The organism is Paraburkholderia sp. GV068, from assembly GCF_003058125.1.
Classification (GTDB): domain Bacteria; phylum Pseudomonadota; class Gammaproteobacteria; order Burkholderiales; family Burkholderiaceae; genus Paraburkholderia; species Paraburkholderia graminis.
Genome location: NZ_QBUB01000028.1, coordinates 1 through 17,002, shown reverse-complemented (window position 1 = coordinate 17,002; position 17,002 = coordinate 1). Strand labels below are relative to the sequence as shown.

Annotated in this window: 17 protein-coding genes and 1 tRNA gene; 6 read left to right on the top strand and 12 right to left on the bottom strand. The window is 62.6% G+C overall.

The features are described 5' to 3' along the window. Positions 1-172 precede the first annotated feature (172 nt). On the top strand, positions 173-1,651 hold the full coding sequence (locus tag C8K18_RS31890; protein WP_006052313.1) for an MFS transporter: 1,479 nt from the start codon (positions 173-175) through the stop codon (positions 1,649-1,651). 85 nt (positions 1,652-1,736) lie between these two features. Here C8K18_RS31890 and C8K18_RS31885 read toward each other — a convergent pair whose 3' ends face one another. Then, complete coding sequence (locus C8K18_RS31885) at positions 1,737-2,330, bottom strand: nitroreductase family protein (protein ID WP_006052312.1); 594 nt, start codon at positions 2,328-2,330, stop codon at positions 1,737-1,739. Between the two features lie 162 nt (positions 2,331-2,492). Next, positions 2,493-3,776 carry an MFS transporter gene (locus C8K18_RS31880; protein WP_053858798.1) on the bottom strand — a complete coding sequence of 428 codons (1,284 nt, stop codon included), beginning with the start codon at positions 3,774-3,776 and terminating at the stop codon, positions 2,493-2,495. Between the two features lie 160 nt (positions 3,777-3,936). Here C8K18_RS31880 and C8K18_RS31875 point away from each other — a divergent pair, with 160 nt between their 5' ends. Then, positions 3,937-4,602 (top strand): TetR/AcrR family transcriptional regulator, encoded by a 666-nt coding sequence (locus C8K18_RS31875; RefSeq protein ID WP_107710951.1) that lies wholly within the window; start codon positions 3,937-3,939, stop codon positions 4,600-4,602. 101 nt (positions 4,603-4,703) lie between these two features. Beyond that, positions 4,704-5,258, top strand: a complete 555-nt coding sequence (locus C8K18_RS31870; RefSeq protein WP_107710950.1) for a DUF1415 domain-containing protein — start codon at positions 4,704-4,706, stop codon at positions 5,256-5,258. Position 5,259: 1 nt separating this feature from the next. Here the strand turns inward: C8K18_RS31870 and C8K18_RS31865 are convergent, their stop codons facing one another. Then, positions 5,260-6,102, bottom strand: coding sequence for an SAM-dependent methyltransferase (locus tag C8K18_RS31865; RefSeq protein WP_053858801.1), 843 nt, complete (start codon positions 6,100-6,102; stop codon positions 5,260-5,262). Between the two features lie 394 nt (positions 6,103-6,496). Here C8K18_RS31865 and C8K18_RS31860 point away from each other — a divergent pair, with 394 nt between their 5' ends. Then, a complete protein-coding gene (locus C8K18_RS31860) occupies positions 6,497-6,817 on the top strand; it encodes a hypothetical protein (RefSeq protein WP_006052307.1) in 321 nt (106 codons plus the stop codon). 151 nt (positions 6,818-6,968) lie between these two features. Here the strand turns inward: C8K18_RS31860 and C8K18_RS31855 are convergent, their stop codons facing one another. Beyond that, complete coding sequence (locus C8K18_RS31855; RefSeq protein WP_053859095.1) at positions 6,969-7,178, bottom strand: DUF1059 domain-containing protein; 210 nt, start codon at positions 7,176-7,178, stop codon at positions 6,969-6,971. Between the two features lie 413 nt (positions 7,179-7,591). On the opposite strand from C8K18_RS31855, the gene C8K18_RS31850 reads away from it, so the two are divergent. After that, on the top strand, positions 7,592-8,884 hold the full coding sequence (locus C8K18_RS31850; RefSeq protein WP_107710949.1) for a TIGR03862 family flavoprotein: 1,293 nt from the start codon (positions 7,592-7,594) through the stop codon (positions 8,882-8,884). Between the two features lie 180 nt (positions 8,885-9,064). On the opposite strand, the gene C8K18_RS31845 is transcribed toward C8K18_RS31850, so the two are convergent. The 8 genes from C8K18_RS31845 to C8K18_RS31810 form a co-directional block, all read right to left on the bottom strand. Beyond that, on the bottom strand, positions 9,065-10,192 hold the full coding sequence (locus C8K18_RS31845) for a class I SAM-dependent methyltransferase (protein ID WP_107710948.1): 1,128 nt from the start codon (positions 10,190-10,192) through the stop codon (positions 9,065-9,067). Positions 10,193-10,416: 224 nt separating this feature from the next. Then, positions 10,417-10,492 (bottom strand) — tRNA-Thr (locus C8K18_RS31840). 19 nt (positions 10,493-10,511) lie between these two features. After that, complete coding sequence (locus C8K18_RS31835; RefSeq protein ID WP_107710947.1) at positions 10,512-11,051, bottom strand: ClpXP protease specificity-enhancing factor; 540 nt, start codon at positions 11,049-11,051, stop codon at positions 10,512-10,514. 70 nt (positions 11,052-11,121) lie between these two features. After that, on the bottom strand, positions 11,122-11,733 hold the full coding sequence (locus tag C8K18_RS31830; protein WP_006052302.1) for a glutathione S-transferase N-terminal domain-containing protein: 612 nt from the start codon (positions 11,731-11,733) through the stop codon (positions 11,122-11,124). A 96-nt stretch (positions 11,734-11,829) separates the two neighbouring features. Beyond that, on the bottom strand, positions 11,830-12,585 hold the full coding sequence (locus tag C8K18_RS31825; protein ID WP_029971286.1) for a cytochrome c1: 756 nt from the start codon (positions 12,583-12,585) through the stop codon (positions 11,830-11,832). A gap of 23 nt (positions 12,586-12,608) precedes the next feature. Continuing rightward, on the bottom strand, positions 12,609-13,988 hold the full coding sequence (locus C8K18_RS31820) for a cytochrome bc complex cytochrome b subunit (protein ID WP_107710946.1): 1,380 nt from the start codon (positions 13,986-13,988) through the stop codon (positions 12,609-12,611). Then, positions 13,988-14,608, bottom strand: coding sequence for a ubiquinol-cytochrome c reductase iron-sulfur subunit (petA, locus tag C8K18_RS31815; protein WP_029971285.1), 621 nt, complete (start codon positions 14,606-14,608; stop codon positions 13,988-13,990). The genes C8K18_RS31820 and petA overlap by 1 nt, the downstream gene beginning before the upstream one ends. Positions 14,609-14,838: 230 nt before the next feature. Next, positions 14,839-15,585: a Nif3-like dinuclear metal center hexameric protein gene (locus C8K18_RS31810; protein WP_006052298.1), complete on the bottom strand. Its 747-nt coding sequence runs from the start codon at positions 15,583-15,585 to the stop codon at positions 14,839-14,841. Between the two features lie 19 nt (positions 15,586-15,604). Here C8K18_RS31810 and C8K18_RS31805 point away from each other — a divergent pair, with 19 nt between their 5' ends. After that, complete coding sequence (locus C8K18_RS31805; protein WP_029971284.1) at positions 15,605-16,819, top strand: Do family serine endopeptidase; 1,215 nt, start codon at positions 15,605-15,607, stop codon at positions 16,817-16,819. Positions 16,820-17,002: the final 183 nt, after the last annotated feature.

Here is a 17,002-nt window from a genome sequence, read left to right as displayed (position 1 = left end):
GCTCACGGCTGGCGCGCACAGGTAGGAGCGGCTTTGTATCACGAAAGCCGGATCAGCATCAACTTGCCAAAAGCGCGAAGGTGCCCAATGGTGCACTGGAGGCGCGGAATAGAAGTTGCTGCATAGGCCAGTTCGAGCCGCCGCATTTCAACGATTCAGGAGACCACCAGCAATGAGCGCGCCGCCTGCCGCCGACGTCCAGCGAAAAACCGCCGGGATCATCGAAACGGATTTGCCGTCCCGGCTCGACCGCCTGCCGTGGGGGCGCTTTCACACGTTGATCGTCGTCGCGCTGGGCGTGACGTGGCTTCTCGACGGACTCGAAGTGACGCTCGCCGGAGCGGTCGCGAGCGCGTTGAAGTCTAGCCCGTCACTGCATTTCACCAACGCGGACGTGGGGCTCGCCGGCAGCGCCTACATTGCCGGCGCGGTGCTCGGCGCACTCGGCTTCGGCTGGCTCACGGACCGGCTGGGCCGGCGCAAGCTCTTCTTCATCACGCTCGCGGTCTATCTGACGGCGACTGCGGCGACCGCCGTGTCGTGGAATCTCGCCAGTTTCCTGCTGTTCCGCTTTCTGACGGGCGCGGGCATCGGCGGCGAATACACCGCGATCAATTCGACGATTCAGGAGTTCACGCCGCCTCGCGTGCGCGGCTGGATCGATCTCGCCATCAACGGCACGTTCTGGGTCGGCGCGGGTCTCGGCGCCGCCGGTTCGCTGATCCTGCTCGATCCGAACCTGCTGCCGGGCGACTGGGGCTGGCGCGCGTGCTTTCTGATCGGCGCCGTGCTCGCATTAACCATCTTGCCGATGCGCATCTGGGTGCCCGAAAGCCCGCGCTGGCTGCTCACGCACGGGCACGAGCGCGACGCGCGCGCGATCGTCGAAGGAATCGAAACGCGTTTTCGCAGCGAAGGTCACGCGCTGGCCGCCGACGGCCTCACGCGCCTGCGTCTGCGTGCGCGCGGCCACACGCCGCTGCGCGAGGTGTTCCACACGCTTTTCAATCTGCATCGACGGCGCGCGCTGGTCGGCCTTTCGCTGATGACCGCGCAGGCGTTCTTCTACAACGCCATTTTTTTCACCTACGCGCTGGTGCTGACGGACTTCTACGGCGTGCCGGGCGACCATATCGGCTGGTATCTGCTGCCCTTCGCGCTCGGCAATTTTCTCGGGCCGCTGATGCTCGGCCGGCTGTTCGACGTGATCGGGCGGCGCAAGATGATTGCGTCGACCTACGGCATTTCGGCGATTTTGCTGACGGTAAGCGGCTACCTGTTCCAGCAGCATGTGCTGACGGTCGTCACGCAGACCGCCTCGTGGATGGTGATTTTCTTCTTCGCGTCGGCTGCGGCGAGTTCGGCTTATCTCACCGTGAGCGAATCGTTTCCGCTGGAGATCCGCGCGCTCGCCATCGCCGTGTTTTACGCGTTCGGCACGGCGCTCGGCGGGATCGCCGGCCCGGCTTTCTTCGGACGGCTGATCGACACGCATCAGCGCAGCGAGGTGTTCTCGGGTTATCTGGTCGGCTCCGCGCTGATGCTCGCGGCCGCCGTGATCGCGGCGATCTGGGGCGTGGATGCCGAGCGCAAGTCTCTCGAGCATGTGGCCACGCCGCTTTCGAGCGTGAGCGATGACGAGGCGGCTTAACGAAGTCGCTTTTACGCAGCCGATAAAAAAACGCGCGGTCGGCGCCGCGCGTTTCTTCCCGACGTATCCAGCAACGTAAGCTAGCTCAGAACGGCTTCTTCCAGCCGCCGCTGTAGGCGATTTCCGCAAGCGGCAAACGCTGGCGCACCGACTTCTCGCGTTCGCGCAGAACCGGGTCGAGCTTGTCGACCTCGCCGTAATGGCCAAGCGAAATCATCGCAATCGGTTCGACGTCGTTCGGCAGATCGAAAGCGGTGCGGAACGCGTTCTGGTCGAAGCCGCTCATCTGATGCGCGGCGAGGCCGAGCGCATGCGCCTGCAGCACGAGCGCCATCGCGGCTGCGCCGGCGTCATATTGCGCGCAGCGATTCACTTCGCCCTTGGCGGTGCGCGTTTGCGCGGTCACGGCGATCAGCACGGGCGCGGGCGCGTTCCAGCCCTGGTTGAACGGCACCAGCGTGGCGAACGCCTGCTTGAACGCCACTTCGTCGGCGCTGCGGTCGAACACCAGAAAACGCCAGGGCTGCGCGTTATACGACGAAGGCGCCCAGCGAGCCGCTTCGAGCACTGCGCGCAGATTGTCGCGGCTCACCGGTTCGCTCGAATACGCGCGCGGGCTCCAGCGACCGGCAATCAACTCGTGAATGGCAACTTCGGTAGGGGCGGGTTTGTGGGTCATGCGCTTCTCTCAATAGAAATTCATGATCGCGGGCGGCTGCCCGAGGCCACATAGCATACCCAAGGTTCGACACGCGCGCTGCCCAATGCGTACGGTTCTTTTTGCTCAGATGGCAAGACGCGGGTGCGCCGCAGCGCCGCCCGCGTTACTCCATGTGTGGCGTCAGATCGGCTGCGGCTCCGGCGCCTTGGCGGGCCGGTTGATCCGCAACACGATGACCGCGGCCACGAGACACAAACCGCCCGAAATCATCGACGCCACCGTGTATGTGCCGAGGCTCGCGCGCAGCATGCCCGCGCCGAGCGCCGCGAACGCCGCGCCGAGCTGATGCCCGGCCACAACCCAGCCGAACACCACAGGCGCCGCCTCCTTGCCGTAGACGTCCGTGGCGAGACGCACGGTCGGCGGCACGGTCGCGATCCAGTCGAGCCCGTAGAACACGGCGAAAAGCGGCAAACCGAAAAAGTCGATGCCAAAGGCGTGCGGCAGATACATCAGCGACAAGCCGCGCAGCCCGTAATACCAGAACAGCAGCACACGGCTATTGAAGCGGTCGGACAGCCAGCCGGAGAGCGTCGTGCCGAACAGATCGAAGATGCCCATCGCGGCCAGCAGCGACGCGCCCTGCACTTCGGTCATCCCGTAATCGCCGCACATCGCGATCAGGTGAGTGCCGACATAGCCGTTCGTGCTTGCGCCGCAAATGAAGAAGCTGAAGAACAGCAGCCAGAAATCGCGCGTCTTGCTCGCCATGGCAAGCGTGCCGAACGCGATCGCGAGCGGATTCTGCTTCGTGGCCGTAGCGGCCGCGGGTGCGTCATGCGGCTCGCCGTAGGGACGCAGCGCGACATCCGACGGACGCTCCGGCAGCAAAAAGGCGACGAGCGGCAGCACGATCGCCGCAGCCGCCGCGACGACCCACACGACCTGGCGCCAGCCGTAATGCTCGGCGATGGCCGCGAGCATCGGCAGGAACACGAGTTGGCCGGTCGCCGAACTCGCCGTGAGAATACCCATCACGAGCCCGCGGTGCGTGGTGAACCAGCGCGTCACCACAGTCGCCGACAACGACAGCGCCGCCACACCCGTCGAGCCGCCGACCATCACGCCCCAGACGAGGATCATCTGCCACGGCTGGGTCATCAGCGAGGACAGCGCGACGCCCGCCGCCATCGTGCCGAGCGCGATCAGCAGCGTGGGACGCACGCCGAAGCGCTGCATGGCCGCCGCCGCGAACGGCCCCATCAACCCGTAGAGCGCGATGTTGACCGAGATCGCGAGCGAAATCGTCGCGCGGCTCCAGCCGAACTGATGCTCGAGCGGCACCATCATCACGCTCGGCGTGGCGCGCGTGCCGGCGGCCGCGAGCAACACCAGAAACACCACCGCGACCGTCAACCAGCCGTAGTGAAAACGCCTGCCTATCAGTCTTGCTGCCCAGTTCATCGGCTCTCCTATCGCGCGGATTCGAGTTGCCCGCACGGTTCGTGTTCGTACTATTACGGTTTCCGTAAGGGACTTGTGACAGATCAGTCACAATCAGTGTTGCGATCTTAGTTACCGGTCGGTAACATGTCAAGGCGTCGATTGAATCAAGGGGCCGTCCATGTCTGAAAGCCATACCTCCAAACGAGCCGGTTCGCGCGCTGCGACTGTGCCCGCCTCACGGCGCGTGCGCGCAACGCAGACGACCGGCCCCGAAGCGCAGCAGCATTTGCTGCGCGCCGCGGACGAACTCTTCTATCGCGAAGGCGTGCGGGCGGTCGGCGTCGATGCGGTTGTCGAGCGGGCCGGCGTGAACAAGATGAGTTTGTACCGCCAATTTTCGTCGAAAGACGAACTCGTGATGGCCTATCTCGAGCGCAAGGACGCGCAATTCTTCGGTTACGTGGAGAAGAGCTTCGCGAAACATCCCGGCGAGCCGGCGAAGCAGTTGCAGCAATATTTCGACGACCTCGCGGCGCGGGCGTCGCTTGAAGATTATCGCGGCTGTCCGTTCGTGAACGTCGCCGTCGAGTTTTCCGATACCGAACACGCGGCCCGCCAGTTCGTGTTTCGGAACAAGGAGCGCCTGCTCGCGCGCCTGACGGAACTGGCGACGGCCGCCGGCGCGGACGATCCCGAGATGCTGGCGAACGCGCTCGCTTTGCTGATCGAGGGCGTGTACGCGGCGAGCCAGACGTATCGCGCGGGATCGGGGCCGGTGCTCGCCGCGCCGAAAGCGGCGGCGTTATTGATCGCGGGGGCTTGCGGTGCGAAGCCAGCGTCTTAGGCTTTGTTTGCTGGTCCAATTTCTTGCGGCAGTGGCGCAACGCAGACACACGCGCGCCCGTTAAAATGGCGCTTTGCCTCTCCCGCCGCTTGCCGCCTGCCATGCCGTTGCCCGCCGAATCGCACGATGCTGTCGTTGCCGCCACCCGTCACTGGCTGACTGAGGCCGTCATCGGGCTCAACTTGTGCCCGTTCGCCAAGGCCGTGCATGTGAAAGGGCAAATCCGCTACGCCGTGAGCGATGCGATAAACCTGGAAGGCGTGCTGGCCGATCTGGAAAACGAACTGAACACGCTAGTCGCCGCGGACCCGGCGACCGTGGACACGACGCTGCTAATCCTGCCTCAAGCGCTAGGCGATTTTCTCGATTACAACGACGCGCTATTCTTCGCCGAAAGAATGCTGAAGCAGCTTCGGCTCGAAGGCATTATCCAGATTGCGAGTTTTCACCCGTTGTATCAGTTCGAAGGCGCCGATCCCGACGACATTGAGAATTACACGAATCGCGCGCCGTATCCGATTCTGCATTTACTCAGAGAAGACAGTATTGAGCGCGCGGTTCAGGCGTTTCCCGATGCCGAACAAATCTACGAGCGGAATCAGGAAACACTGCGGCGAATCGGATTGGCCGGCTGGAATAAATTGATGAAAATCTGATTCAGGCGGAAACGAAAAACCGCTCTTTCAGTTCCTCGATACCCAGTGTCTGCATCACTTCGCTGAGCCGCTCGGCCGGGCGCCGACGCGGCAAGTCCTTGAACTGGGCGATGATCAGTTCGTTTTTCATCGAATGCTCCCAGCCCACCAGTTCGGTTACGCTGACCTGATAACCGTGTGCCTCTAATTGCAGGCAGCGCAGCACGTTGGTAATCTGGCTGCCGAATTCGCGCGTATGCAACGGATGCCGCCAGATTTCCGTTAATGCGTGACCCAGCGATTTACTTTTGTTTTGACGTAAAACGCCCGCCACTTCGGCCTGGCAACACGGCACCACCACGATGTATTTAGCCTTCTTTTCGAGGGCGAAGCGAATGGCGTCGTCGGTTGCGGTATTGCACGCGTGAAGCGCCGTGACAATGTCGATTTGCGCCGGCAGTTTGTCCGACGTAATGGATTCCGCCACCGACAGATTCAGAAACGACATGCCCTTGAAGCCGAGCCGCGCCGCCAGCTCCTGCGAGCGGGTCACGAGTTCTTCGCGCGTTTCGATGCCGTAAATGTGCGACGCCCCACCCGCGGCATCCTGAAACTCCTTGAAGAACAGGTCATACAGGATAAAACCTAGATATGACTTGCCGGCGCCGTGGTCGACGAGCGTGACCGCGCCCTTCTGGTCCTTCACGTCCTTGAGCAGAGGCTCGATGAACTGGAACAGATGGTAGACCTGCTTCAGCTTGCGGCGGCTGTCCTGGTTCATCTTGCCGTCGCGCGTCAGGATATGCAGTTCCTTGAGCAGCTCGATGGACTGGTTGGGGCGGATTTCGTGGGTTTTGCTGGACATCGTGGGGGACCGTCGGCAAATGCAGCGTGAACGTGCGTCAGGTGACGGAAAAGAGCATAAGTTGCTGCCAGTTTACCCAAACGGCGGCCCTTTCACCGGCGAGCGTGCAAAAGTTGCAGGAAACGCTGCGTTCCTGGAACGCTTCCTGCTCTTTCCGGCGCGACCTGGGTCGTTTGGCGCCTGACGCGGATTCTCGCAGAACCGTTCAGCGCCGCCGTGGTCCCAGAGGCATAAGCCGTGGTGCCTATAACAACAAGCTGTCGGCCGTCGTCACGAACGCATGGCCCAAATGCATGTGGGGAGGACGGTCCGGTAACACGGGCCGAACGTTACGTAACCGACGGCGCGCCGCGAGCTCAACTGGACGCGCGCCCGGACAATAGAAGAGGCAGCAATGGATACGGTACCCAACGGAAACGTCGAACAGAAGTTCCAGGAAATGATGGCGAAGCTCACCGCCATGCCCGCCTGGACGGAGAAACAGCAGCTCGAGCTGGAGATGGCGCGCGACATCTCGACGGAAATGCTTCGCCTCGCCGAAGTCATGCGCGACGGCAGCGTCGACATGGAAACATGCCTGACGCTTCTCAAGTACGCGAAAGTGCTGGACTTCGTGATGACGACGCTCGCTTCGCGGCGCGACATCAAACCACAAACGCTGCGCGTGATCTTCAAGCTGGCCGGGCTCAAGGTCGACGAGGCTTATCCGAGCTGAAAGCTCGTGAATCGCGCGTGCAGCGCGTGTGCAGACGACGCGCGTTCCACGCCGCGACTCGCGCGAGCGGCCAAAGCGCCGCTCGCCTCCCCGCGAGTCGGCGCTTCGTTCTCTCGTGCCTGACTTCAGATCCGACGCTCGAATCCGCGATTCACATGCGCGGCGCCTCTACCGGCGGCGTGCCTTCGTGAAAGAGCGTCCTCAATTGCGAGCGCAATTCCGGCGAGTCGGCATGCTTGTGCACACTGACCGCGTGCTGTACGGCCGCGTCGAGCAGTTCGTTCTCGTTATCGGCCGATAGCGCGACCGTGCAGTTCATTTCGCTCGGGAACTCCCGGCAGTCGATGTAATGGCGGGTCATGGCAGTCTCCTTGATCGATATATGTGAACCTCCACGCGGGCCGTAAGGCGCGAACCCGCAGCTCACCCGTCACGCCACGGCATGCGGTGCGGCAACGAAGATCAGTGGAATCGACGCGGGAACGACGCGAATTGCGCCCGATGGAAGGTGTCCAAAAATTATAGTTCGCGATGCTGAATAACAAAGCGGCGCGCCGACGTGTGCTGCGGTATCGACGCGCCGAAATGTAGCGTTCTGGCGTCCGTGGCGGCGGTGCACGCGTTTGCTCCGGGCCGCCTGCAATGTGAAAATAGCGCCCTTCGCAGCGCGGACACGGCAGCTTGATTTTCTAGTCAGCGCTTTGCGCGGCCGTTCGGCTTCAGCCGTGAGTTACAGCGGCGGCGCGCCGCCTTTTCCCCTCTCCACAGGCCCGCATGTCATCTTCATTCGATTCCGCCCGGGTCGCCGTGATCGGCGGCGGACCCGCCGGCTTGATGGCCGCCGAGGCGCTTTGCCTGGAAGGCGTGCAGGTCGACGTCTACGACGCGATGCCCTCCGTCGGCCGCAAATTCCTGATGGCGGGCAAAGGCGGCATGAACATCACGCATTCGGAGCCGCTCGAGCCGTTTCTCGATCGCTATGGCGCGCGCCGCCCGTGGATCGCGCCGCTCTTCGACGCGTTCGGTCCCGACGCGTTGCGCGCCTGGCTGCATGATCTTGGCGTCGAGACGTTCGTCGGCAGTTCGGGGCGTGTGTTCCCAACCGACATGAAAGCCGCGCCGATGCTGCGTGCGTGGCTGCATCGGTTGAAGGAAGGCGGCGTGCGCTTTCACATGCGGCACAAGTGGAGCGGCTGGAACGGCTTGCAAACGGGCGGTGTAGCCGGCGCGTCCGCGCACGCGGCGGCCGGCTTGCGGTTCGAGACGCCTGACGGCGAACGGCTCGTCGACTGCGACGCCGTCGTGCTGGCACTGGGCGGTGCAAGCTGGCCGCGGCTCGGCTCCGACGCGGCGTGGGTGCCGTTCATCACCTCGCAAGGCGTCGATGTGCGCGCTCTGCAACCCGCGAACTGCGGCTTCGACGCCGACTGGAGCCCTTATCTGCGCGAGCGTTTCGCCGGTCAGCCGGTGAAGTCCGTGGCCATTTCACTGACCGATGTAGACGGAAAAGTCCACAATCGACAAGGTGAAATACTTCTGACCGAAACGGGCCTCGAAGGCAGTCTGATCTATGCGCTTTCGGCGCCGATTCGTGAGCGGATTCTCGCTGACGGCGAACTCACGATCTCGCTGGACCTGGCGCCGGGCTTGGCTCTCGAGCGGGTGATCGCGGAAGTGACGAGGCCGCGCGGCTCACGTTCGATGTCGAGCCATCTGCAGGGAAGAGTCGGCATTAGCGGTGTAAAACTGGCCCTGCTGCACGAAATTCTGCCGAAGGACGTTTTCGCCGATTCGACGCGTCTCGCGCACGCAATCAAGGCGCTGCCGGTGCGGCTGTTGCGCGCACGGCCAATTGCGGAAGCGATCAGCAGCGCCGGCGGCATTCCGTTCGAGGCGCTGGATCGGCATCTGATGATCGAAAGTTTGCCGGGCGTTTTCTGCGCCGGGGAAATGCTGGATTGGGAAGCGCCGACGGGCGGTTATCTGCTAACGGCGTGTTTCGCGAGCGGGTTGGTGGCGGGGCGTGGGGCAGCGGCGTTTGTTGGAGCGCGGGACAGGTTGTCGTGAGGTGTGTGGCACGGCTGAGTGCCGCGGTGGCGAAGGGTGCGGAAGCCCGGCAGAAATGGCGGGCGCTCCGCAGGAGTAGCGCCCAACGGGCGTCGGGCGTCGGACATTGAGGCGACTGATAGGCCAAACAGCCGCCACCGCCCCAAACTGCGCCTCTAAGCCCGCGCCCTCAAGCAATCGTCAACCCCGCGCCTTGAGTCGCCAAAGCGACGTCATCTCCACCATCCGCGCCTTATGCAGCGGGTCACTCTCGTCGGTCGACTTGGGATGCCGCGGACGAATATCCTCGCGCGCCACCACCGTCAGCCCCGCATCCGCGATCGCGGCAAGCAACCATTCGCGCGTGCGCAATCCGAGATGCTCGGCAAAATCCGACAGAATCAGCCAGCCCTCGCCGCCCGGTGACAGATGTTCCGACAAGCCCTTGAGGAAACCGAGCAGCATGCGGCTGTCCGGATCGTAGACCGCATATTCGATCGGCGAAGCGGGCCGCGCCGGCACCCAAGGCGGATTGCACACGATGAGCGGCGCGCGCCCTTCCGGAAACAGATCGGCTTGCACCACATCGACTTGCTGCTCGTATCCGAGCCGCGCCAGATTCTCGCGCGCGCATGCAAGCGCTCGCGGGTCCTGGTCGGTCGCGACGATCTTCTTCACGCCACGCTTCGCGAGCAGCGCCGCCAGCACGCCCGTTCCCGTGCCAACGTCGAACGCCTTGTTCAGCGAAGGCAACGGCGTGCGCGCGACGAGATCCACATATTCACCGCGCACCGGCGAAAAGACGCCGTAATGCGGATGAATCCGGTCACCGAGCGCGGGAATCTCCACGCCCTTCTTGCGCCACTCGTGCGCGCCGATCATGCCGAGCAGCTCGCGCAGCGACACGACCGACGCCTCATCGGTCGGCGGGCCGTACGTTTCGATGCACGCCTGCCGCACGTCGGGCGCGCGGCGCAGCGGAATCGCGTACTCGGCGTTGAGCGGAATCAGGATCATGCCGAGCGTGCGCGCGCGCTGCGACTGCGTCTGCCGATGCAGATTAAACGCGTCGAGCGGCGTCTCACCCTGCTTGCGCGGTTTGCGCTCGAGCCGCCGCGTGACCGCCTGCAGCAATTGGCGCGCGTTCTGAAAGTCGCCGTTCCACAACAGCGCGGTGCCTTCACAGGCGAGCCGGTAGGCCGAGTCCGCGGTGGTCCGGTCGTCGGCGACGATCACGCGTTTCGGCGGCGGCACCGCCGCTTCGGAGCGCCAACGTGCGGTGCGGGGGCCGTCGGCTTCCGGCCAGGTGATGCTTGCAGGGCTGTTCATGATGAAGTGGGTCGTTTTGCGAAAGGCGCGTCGCGGCGCGCTGCGGGTGGCGAGACCTCATCGAATGTAGACAGTTTTGTCCACCATCGACAAGGTGAAAGAGATATGGCGATTTTAGCCCTCACCCGCGCTCACCTCGACCCGTTCCGAAGCCGGTGACAAAGCGCCGATTGGCCAATAAAAAACGGGGTTCCTGACTGAACAGAAACCCCGTTTCGCACAACTGGTGCCGGCTGCAGGACTCGAACCCGCCACCTCATGATTACAAGTCAAGCGCTCTACCTGATGAGCTAAGCCGGCATGAGGCCGTGATTCTACTTCATTTTACGATCTTGAGGCGAGCCCTCCCGCCACCTTTCGAGCCGTCGTCGTCGGGCTGGTCGCCCTGCGGCGCGCGCTCGGCTTTGGCGGCGGCATCGTCGGCTGCGGGCGCCTTGTTGACCGCACGCGGCGCGCTCGACACGCTCGGCGCAGTCGACACGCTCGGCGCGGTGGACGGCTCGACCGTTTCGGCGTCGGCGCCCGAATCCTGCGCCTCGCCGCCTGTCGACTCGACCGGGAACGCCATGCCTTGCCCGTTTTCGCGCGCGTAGATGGCGAGGATATTGGCGATAGGCACTTCGATCTTGTGCGACTTGCCGGAGAAACGGGCGCTGAACTCGACCCACTCGTTGCCCATCTGCAGTTGGCTCGTGGCCTCGAAGCTGATGTTCAACACGATCTCGTTGTCGCGCACAAACTGCCGCGGCACACGCGTCTGATTATCGACGCGCACTGCAATGTGCGGCGTGTAGCCGTTATCCGTGCACCATTCGTACAGCGCGCGCAACAGATAAGGCTTGGTGGAAATCTCTTGCATCAGCAGTCCTCTTACCGGGCGCGGGCACCGCGCGCGCGTGGCCGCGCGGCGCCCTTGCCCAAAGCCAAACTCAACGACGCATCACCTTTTCCGACGGCGTCAGCGCCTCGATATAAGCCGGACGGCTGAAAATGCGCTCGGCGTACTTCATGAGCGGCGCCGCGTTCTTCGACAGTTCGATGCCGTAGTGATCCAGACGCCACAAGAGCGGCGCAATGGCGACGTCGAGCATCGAAAACTCTTCGCCGAGCATGTACTTGTTCTTCAGGAAGATCGGCGCGAGTTGCGTCAGACGGTCGCGAATCGCGAGGCGCGCCTTCTCGTGGTTCTTCTCCGCAGCCTTGCCCTTTTCGTTCTCGAGCGTGCCGACGTGGACGAACAGCTCTTTCTCGAAGTTCAGCAGGAACAGGCGCGCGCGCGCACGCTGGACCGGATCGGCCGGCATGAGCTGCGGGTGCGGGAAGCGCTCGTCGATATACTCGTTGATGATGTTCGATTCGTACAGAATCAGGTCCCGTTCGACGAGAATCGGCACTTGACCATACGGATTCATCACGGCGATGTCTTCCGGCTTGTTAAACAGGTCGACGTCGCGGATCTCGAAGTCCATGCCCTTTTCGAACAACACCAGCCGGCAGCGCTGGGAGAACGGGCAAGTTGTGCCGGAATACAGAACCATCATGATTTACGTTTCCTCAAAAAGCTGAAAGGCCAGCGCGCGGAAAAACCGTTCAGCAGGTTTTTCCTGGCGCCGGCCCCACGCCGTATAGCGGCGTGATTATTTGATATGTTTCCAGTACGCGGCGTTCAGTCGCCAGGCGAAAAAGCTCAGAATACCGAGGAACAGCAGCACCCACACGCCAAGCTGCTTGCGGGTTTTCTGAGTCGGCTCGGACATCCAGGACATATACGACACAAGGTCGGCCACAGCAGAATCATAATCTACCGGCGACATCGTCCCCGGCGTGACCTGCTGGAAGCCCACAAATTTGTGCACCGTCTCGCCCGTTTTTTCGTCGACTTCGTCACCGAATTTCGCAGTACGTTGCCCCTGAAGCTGCCACAGCACGTGAGGCATGCTCACGTTTTCATACACCAGATTATTCCAGCCGGTCGGCCGCGTATTGTCGCGATAAAAACTGCGCAGATACGTGTACAGCCAGTCCTTGCCGCGCGCCCGCGCTTCCACCGACAAATCCGGCGGACTCGCGCCGAACCACGCTTTCGCGTCGTCCGGGCGCATGGCGACGGTCATCGTGTTGCCGATTTTGTCGGTGGTGAAAAGCAGGTTCGACTGGATTTCGCTCGGCGCGATGCCGAGGTCGGTCAGCCGGTTGTAGCGCATCAGGTTCGCGCTGTGGCAATTCAGGCAGTAGTTTACAAACAATTGCGCGCCGTGCTGCAAAGAAGCGAAATTGTCTGCGTTATCCGGCGCGCGGTCGAGATGAACATTCTCGTCCGCATACGCCGGGCCGCTCAGCACCGCGAGCAGTGTCGCGCCGATCAGCGCGCACGTCGAAAGCAGTTTTTTCATCTTCGTGTTCTCCTCGCTCTCGATTAGTGGGGCTTGTAGCGCACGCGCTCAGGCGGCTGCCTGAACGTGCCAAGCCGCGTCCAGAACGGCATGCCGAGGAAAAACGCGAAGTAGATCAGCGCGCACACCTGCGCAATCAACGTAGCGACCGGCGACGGCGGTTTGGTGCCGAGGAACGCCAACGTCAGGAAAGCGAGCACGAAAATCCCGTAGAACACCTTGTGGAAGAACGGCCGGTAACGGATCGACTTCACCGGCGAGCGGTCGAGCCAAGGCAGGAAGAACAGCGAAACCACCGCGCCGCCCATCACCACGACGCCCCAGAACTTCGATTCGGTGAACGCCATGGCCAGAATCACGAGCACGGCGAGCACCGGCAGGCCGAGCTTCCACTTGCCGCGCGCGCGCACCAACGCAAGCAGGCCGAGCAGCGCGATCACGATCATCAGGACGATCTTGAACGGATCGGTCGTGGCGCGCAGCATCGCGTAGAAGGCCGTGAAGTACCAGACCGGCGCGATTTCCGGCGGCGTCTGCAGCGGGTTGGCCGGCACGAAGTTGTTCGCTTCGAGGAAGTAGCCACCCATTTCAGGCGCGAAGAAGATGATCGCCGCGAAGATCATCAGGAAGATGCACACGCCGTAGAAATCGTGCACTGAGTAGTACGGGTGGAACGGAATGCCGTCGAGCGGAATGCCGTCCGGGTCCTTCTTCGCCTTGATCTCGATGCCGTCCGGGTTGTTCGAGCCGACTTCGTGCAGCGCGACCAGATGCGCGACGACCAGCCCGAGCAGCACCAGCGGAATCGCGATCACGTGAAACGCGAAGAAGCGGTTCAGCGTCACGTCGGACACCACGTAGTCGCCGCGAATCCACAGCGACAGGTCCGGCCCGATGAACGGAATCGCCGAGAACAGGTTCACGATCACCTGCGCGCCCCAGAACGACATCTGGCCCCACGGCAGCAGGTAACCGAAGAACGCCTCGGCCATCAGGCACAGAAAGATCGCGCAGCCGAAGATCCACACGAGCTCGCGCGGCTTGCGATACGAGCCGTACATCAGCCCGCGGAACATATGCAGATACACGACGACGAAGAACATCGACGCGCCCGTTGAGTGCATGTAGCGGATCAGCCAGCCCCACGGCACCTCGCGCATGATGTACTCGACCGAGCCGAACGCGAGCGTCGCGTCGGGCTTGTAGTTCATCGTGAGGAAGATGCCGGTGACGATCTGGTTCACCAGCACGAGCAGCGCGAGCGAGCCGAAGAAGTACCAGAAGTTGAAGTTCTTCGGTGCGTAGTATTCGGAGACGTGCTTCTTCCAGGTGGACGTGAACGGAAAGCGCCGGTCGATCCAGCCGACGAGCCCGGCCGTCTCCACTTCGTGTTCGATCGCCATTACGCTTCTCCTTTCTCGTCCTTGCCGATCACGAGCCCATTGGCCGACGTGAACATATAAGGCGGGATGTCGAGGTTCTGCGGCGCAGGTTTGTTCTTGAAGACGCGGCCGGCCATGTCATAGGTCGAGCCGTGGCACGGGCACAGGAAGCCGCCAGGCCAGTCGTCCGGAAGATTGGGCTGCGCGCCCTCCTGGAAGCGCGGCGTCGGCGTGCAGCCCAGATGGGTGCACACGGCGACGGCGACAAAAACGTTCTTGTGGTCGGCGCGTGAACGGAATTCGTTGTTGCAGTACTCCGGCAGCGGCAACGAAAAGGGATTCTTGCTCGCGGGATCGGCGACTTCGTTGTCGGCCTTCTTGACGTCGGCGAGCATCTTCTCGGTGCGGTTGATGATCCACACGGGCTTGCCGCGCCAGGCCACGGTCTTCATGTCGCCGGGCTTGAGATCGCTGATGTCGACTTCGACCGGGGCTCCTGCTGCCTTGGCCTTTTCAGATGGTGCAAACGAACTAACAAAGGGTACGACAGTGGCAACGCCTCCAATGCCACCTGCTACGGTCGTCGCTATCAGCCAGGTACGGCGGCTGCCGTCGACGCGTTCATCTTCCTTGTCTCGCATTACACGCCCCACTTCTGAGTTGGATTGTTCCTTCACGTCGCTTCTACCGCCGCTAGTTTGCTCGAATGGAGTCGCCATTTACAAGGGCCGATTGCCAAAAACCGTGCGAAGCCCTTGATAACTCAGGGTTTCTCCGTACGCATCACAAACTTTTTTGCAGCAGCTTTTAAGTGTCCCCTCCGTTATTCGTGCCTTTTGCTTCGCTAATGCCCATTTGATATTTCAACGACTCAAACGGGATTCGGAATATCGATAAAGAGATGCTCGATGTCGAACTGCTCCGACAGATGCTTGCCCACCGCCTGCACGCCGAAGCGCTCGGTCGCATGATGGCCGGCCGCGAGAAACGCTACGCCGCTTTCTGCCGACGTGTGCATGACCGACTCCGACACCTCGCCCGTCAGATAGACGTCGGCGCCGGCGTTGATCGCCGCGTCGAACATGCCTTGCGCGGCGCCCGTGCACCACGCCACGCGGCGCAGACTGCGATCCGGGTCGCCGAACACGAGCGGCGTGCGGCCGAGCGTCTGCTCGATCTCGGCGGTGAAGTGCGCGAGCGTGATCGGCATTGCGAAGGTGGCGAGCCAGCCGAGGTCGTTCTCGCCGAAACGCGCGTCGCTGATCCAGCCCATCTTCGCACCGATCTGCGCGTTGTTGCCGAACTCGGGATGGTCGTCGAGCGGCAGGTGATAGGCGAACAGGTTCAGGTCGTTGGCGAGCAGCAGTTTCAGGCGCCCGTATTTGCGGCCGGTGATCTGCGGCGCCTCGTTGCGCCAGAAGTAGCCGTGATGGACCAGCACGGCGTCCGCGCCCCAATCGAGCGCGGCTTCGAGAAACGCAACTGACGCGGTCACGCCGGTCGCGAGTTTGCCGATCTTGCGGCGCCCTTCGACTTGCAGACCGTTCGGGCAATAGTCCTTGAACCGCGCGGTTTCAAGGAGATTGTTCAAGTACAATTCAAGTTCGATCCGATCCATATAAACCTCTAGTCTTCAGATGCTTAGACGCTTCTGGCTGTTCTTTGCCCAAGCGGTGACTGTGCTGTTGGCGCTGATGTTCATCATCGCGACCCTCAAACCGCAGTGGCTTCAGCGTCAAGGGCAATTCGGCAAGCAACTTGCCGAACCGATCGTCGCACTGCGCGAAGTCGCGCCTGGCATGGGCAGCGGGCCCGCAACGGCGTCTTATGCCGACGCCGCGCAAAAGGCCATGCCCGCGGTCGTAAACGTCTTTTCCAGCAAAGATGGCTCACTGCCGCCGGACCCGCGCGCGAAAGACCCGCTGTTCCGCTACTTCTTCGGCGACAAGAACAATCGCAGGCAGCGCGAACAACCGGCCGCGAACCTGGGCTCCGGGGTGATCGTGAGTTCGGAAGGGTACATTCTAACGAACCAGCACGTCGTCGACGGTGCGGATCAGATTGAAATCGCGCTCGCCGACGGACGCACCACGAACGCCAAGGTGATCGGCATCGATCCGGAAACGGATCTGGCCGTGCTCAAGGTCAACATGACCAACCTGCCCACCATCACCCTCGGCCGCATGGAGCAGACGCGCGTGGGCGACGTGGTGCTGGCCATCGGCAATCCGTTCGGCGTCGGGCAGACGGTCACGATGGGCATTGTCAGCGCGCTCGGCCGCAATCATCTCGGCATCAATACGTTCGAAAACTTCATCCAGACCGATGCGGCGATCAATCCCGGCAACTCGGGTGGCGCGCTCGTCGACGTGAACGGCAATCTGCTCGGCATCAACACCGCTATTTACTCGCGCTCGGGCGGCTCGCTCGGCATCGGCTTCGCGATTCCGGTGTCGACTGCGCGCAGCGTGCTCGAAAGCATCATCACGACGGGTTCGGTCACGCGCGGCTGGATCGGCGTCGAGCCGCAAGACGTGACGCCGGAAATCGCCGAGTCGTTCGGGCTCGACCAGAAGTCGGGCGCGATCGTCGCGGGCGTGCTGAAGAACGGTCCCGCCGACCGCGCGGGCATCAAGCCAGGCGACATCCTGATGAGCGTCAACGGTCAGGAAATCACCGACACCACGCGCCTGCTGAACGTGATCGCGCAGATCAAGCCGGGCACGGCCGCCAAGGTGCATCTGGTGCGCAAGAACCGCGAGCTGGATGTCGACGTGGTCATCGGCAAGCGGCCGCCTCCGCCGAAACAGCCCGCCGACGACAGCGAGCAGCAGGACGACGAAGGCGGTTGAGCGCAAGCGGTGCGCGGGTAGTAGCGCCCGTGCCGAATCCGCTGGTAGAACGTAGAACGTAAAAAGGGCAGTCCGCAACGGACTGCCCTCAGACTGCTGACAAAGTACCCCCCAAAGCCTGGCCACGCGCCGGGCTTTGTCGTTTAATGGGCGTCATGCTCAGGAAACCGACACCCATGCAGC

Bases quoted from the DNA above. Each gene is read 5' to 3' on its own strand.
- C8K18_RS31825 (WP_029971286.1), bottom strand. From the start codon at position 12,585: ATGAAAAAACTGCTTTCGACGTGCGCGCTGATCGGCGCGACACTGCTC.
- C8K18_RS31805 (WP_029971284.1), top strand. From the start codon at position 15,605: ATGCTTAGACGCTTCTGGCTGTTCTTTGCCCAAGCGGTGACTGTGCTG.
- C8K18_RS31870 (WP_107710950.1), top strand. From the start codon at position 4,704: ATGCCGTTGCCCGCCGAATCGCACGATGCTGTCGTTGCCGCCACCCGT.
- C8K18_RS31855 (WP_053859095.1), bottom strand. From the start codon at position 7,178: ATGACCCGCCATTACATCGACTGCCGGGAGTTCCCGAGCGAAATGAAC.
- C8K18_RS31890 (WP_006052313.1), top strand. From the start codon at position 173: ATGAGCGCGCCGCCTGCCGCCGACGTCCAGCGAAAAACCGCCGGGATC.
- C8K18_RS31835 (WP_107710947.1), bottom strand. From the start codon at position 11,051: ATGCAAGAGATTTCCACCAAGCCTTATCTGTTGCGCGCGCTGTACGAA.
- C8K18_RS31880 (WP_053858798.1), bottom strand. From the start codon at position 3,776: ATGAACTGGGCAGCAAGACTGATAGGCAGGCGTTTTCACTACGGCTGG.
- C8K18_RS31865 (WP_053858801.1), bottom strand. From the start codon at position 6,102: ATGTCCAGCAAAACCCACGAAATCCGCCCCAACCAGTCCATCGAGCTG.
- C8K18_RS31850 (WP_107710949.1), top strand. From the start codon at position 7,592: ATGTCATCTTCATTCGATTCCGCCCGGGTCGCCGTGATCGGCGGCGGA.
- C8K18_RS31885 (WP_006052312.1), bottom strand. From the start codon at position 2,330: ATGACCCACAAACCCGCCCCTACCGAAGTTGCCATTCACGAGTTGATT.
- petA (WP_029971285.1), bottom strand. From the start codon at position 14,608: ATGCGAGACAAGGAAGATGAACGCGTCGACGGCAGCCGCCGTACCTGG.
- C8K18_RS31830 (WP_006052302.1), bottom strand. From the start codon at position 11,733: ATGATGGTTCTGTATTCCGGCACAACTTGCCCGTTCTCCCAGCGCTGC.
- C8K18_RS31860 (WP_006052307.1), top strand. From the start codon at position 6,497: ATGGATACGGTACCCAACGGAAACGTCGAACAGAAGTTCCAGGAAATG.
- C8K18_RS31820 (WP_107710946.1), bottom strand. From the start codon at position 13,988: ATGGCGATCGAACACGAAGTGGAGACGGCCGGGCTCGTCGGCTGGATC.
- C8K18_RS31810 (WP_006052298.1), bottom strand. From the start codon at position 15,585: ATGGATCGGATCGAACTTGAATTGTACTTGAACAATCTCCTTGAAACC.
- C8K18_RS31875 (WP_107710951.1), top strand. From the start codon at position 3,937: ATGTCTGAAAGCCATACCTCCAAACGAGCCGGTTCGCGCGCTGCGACT.
- C8K18_RS31845 (WP_107710948.1), bottom strand. From the start codon at position 10,192: ATGAACAGCCCTGCAAGCATCACCTGGCCGGAAGCCGACGGCCCCCGC.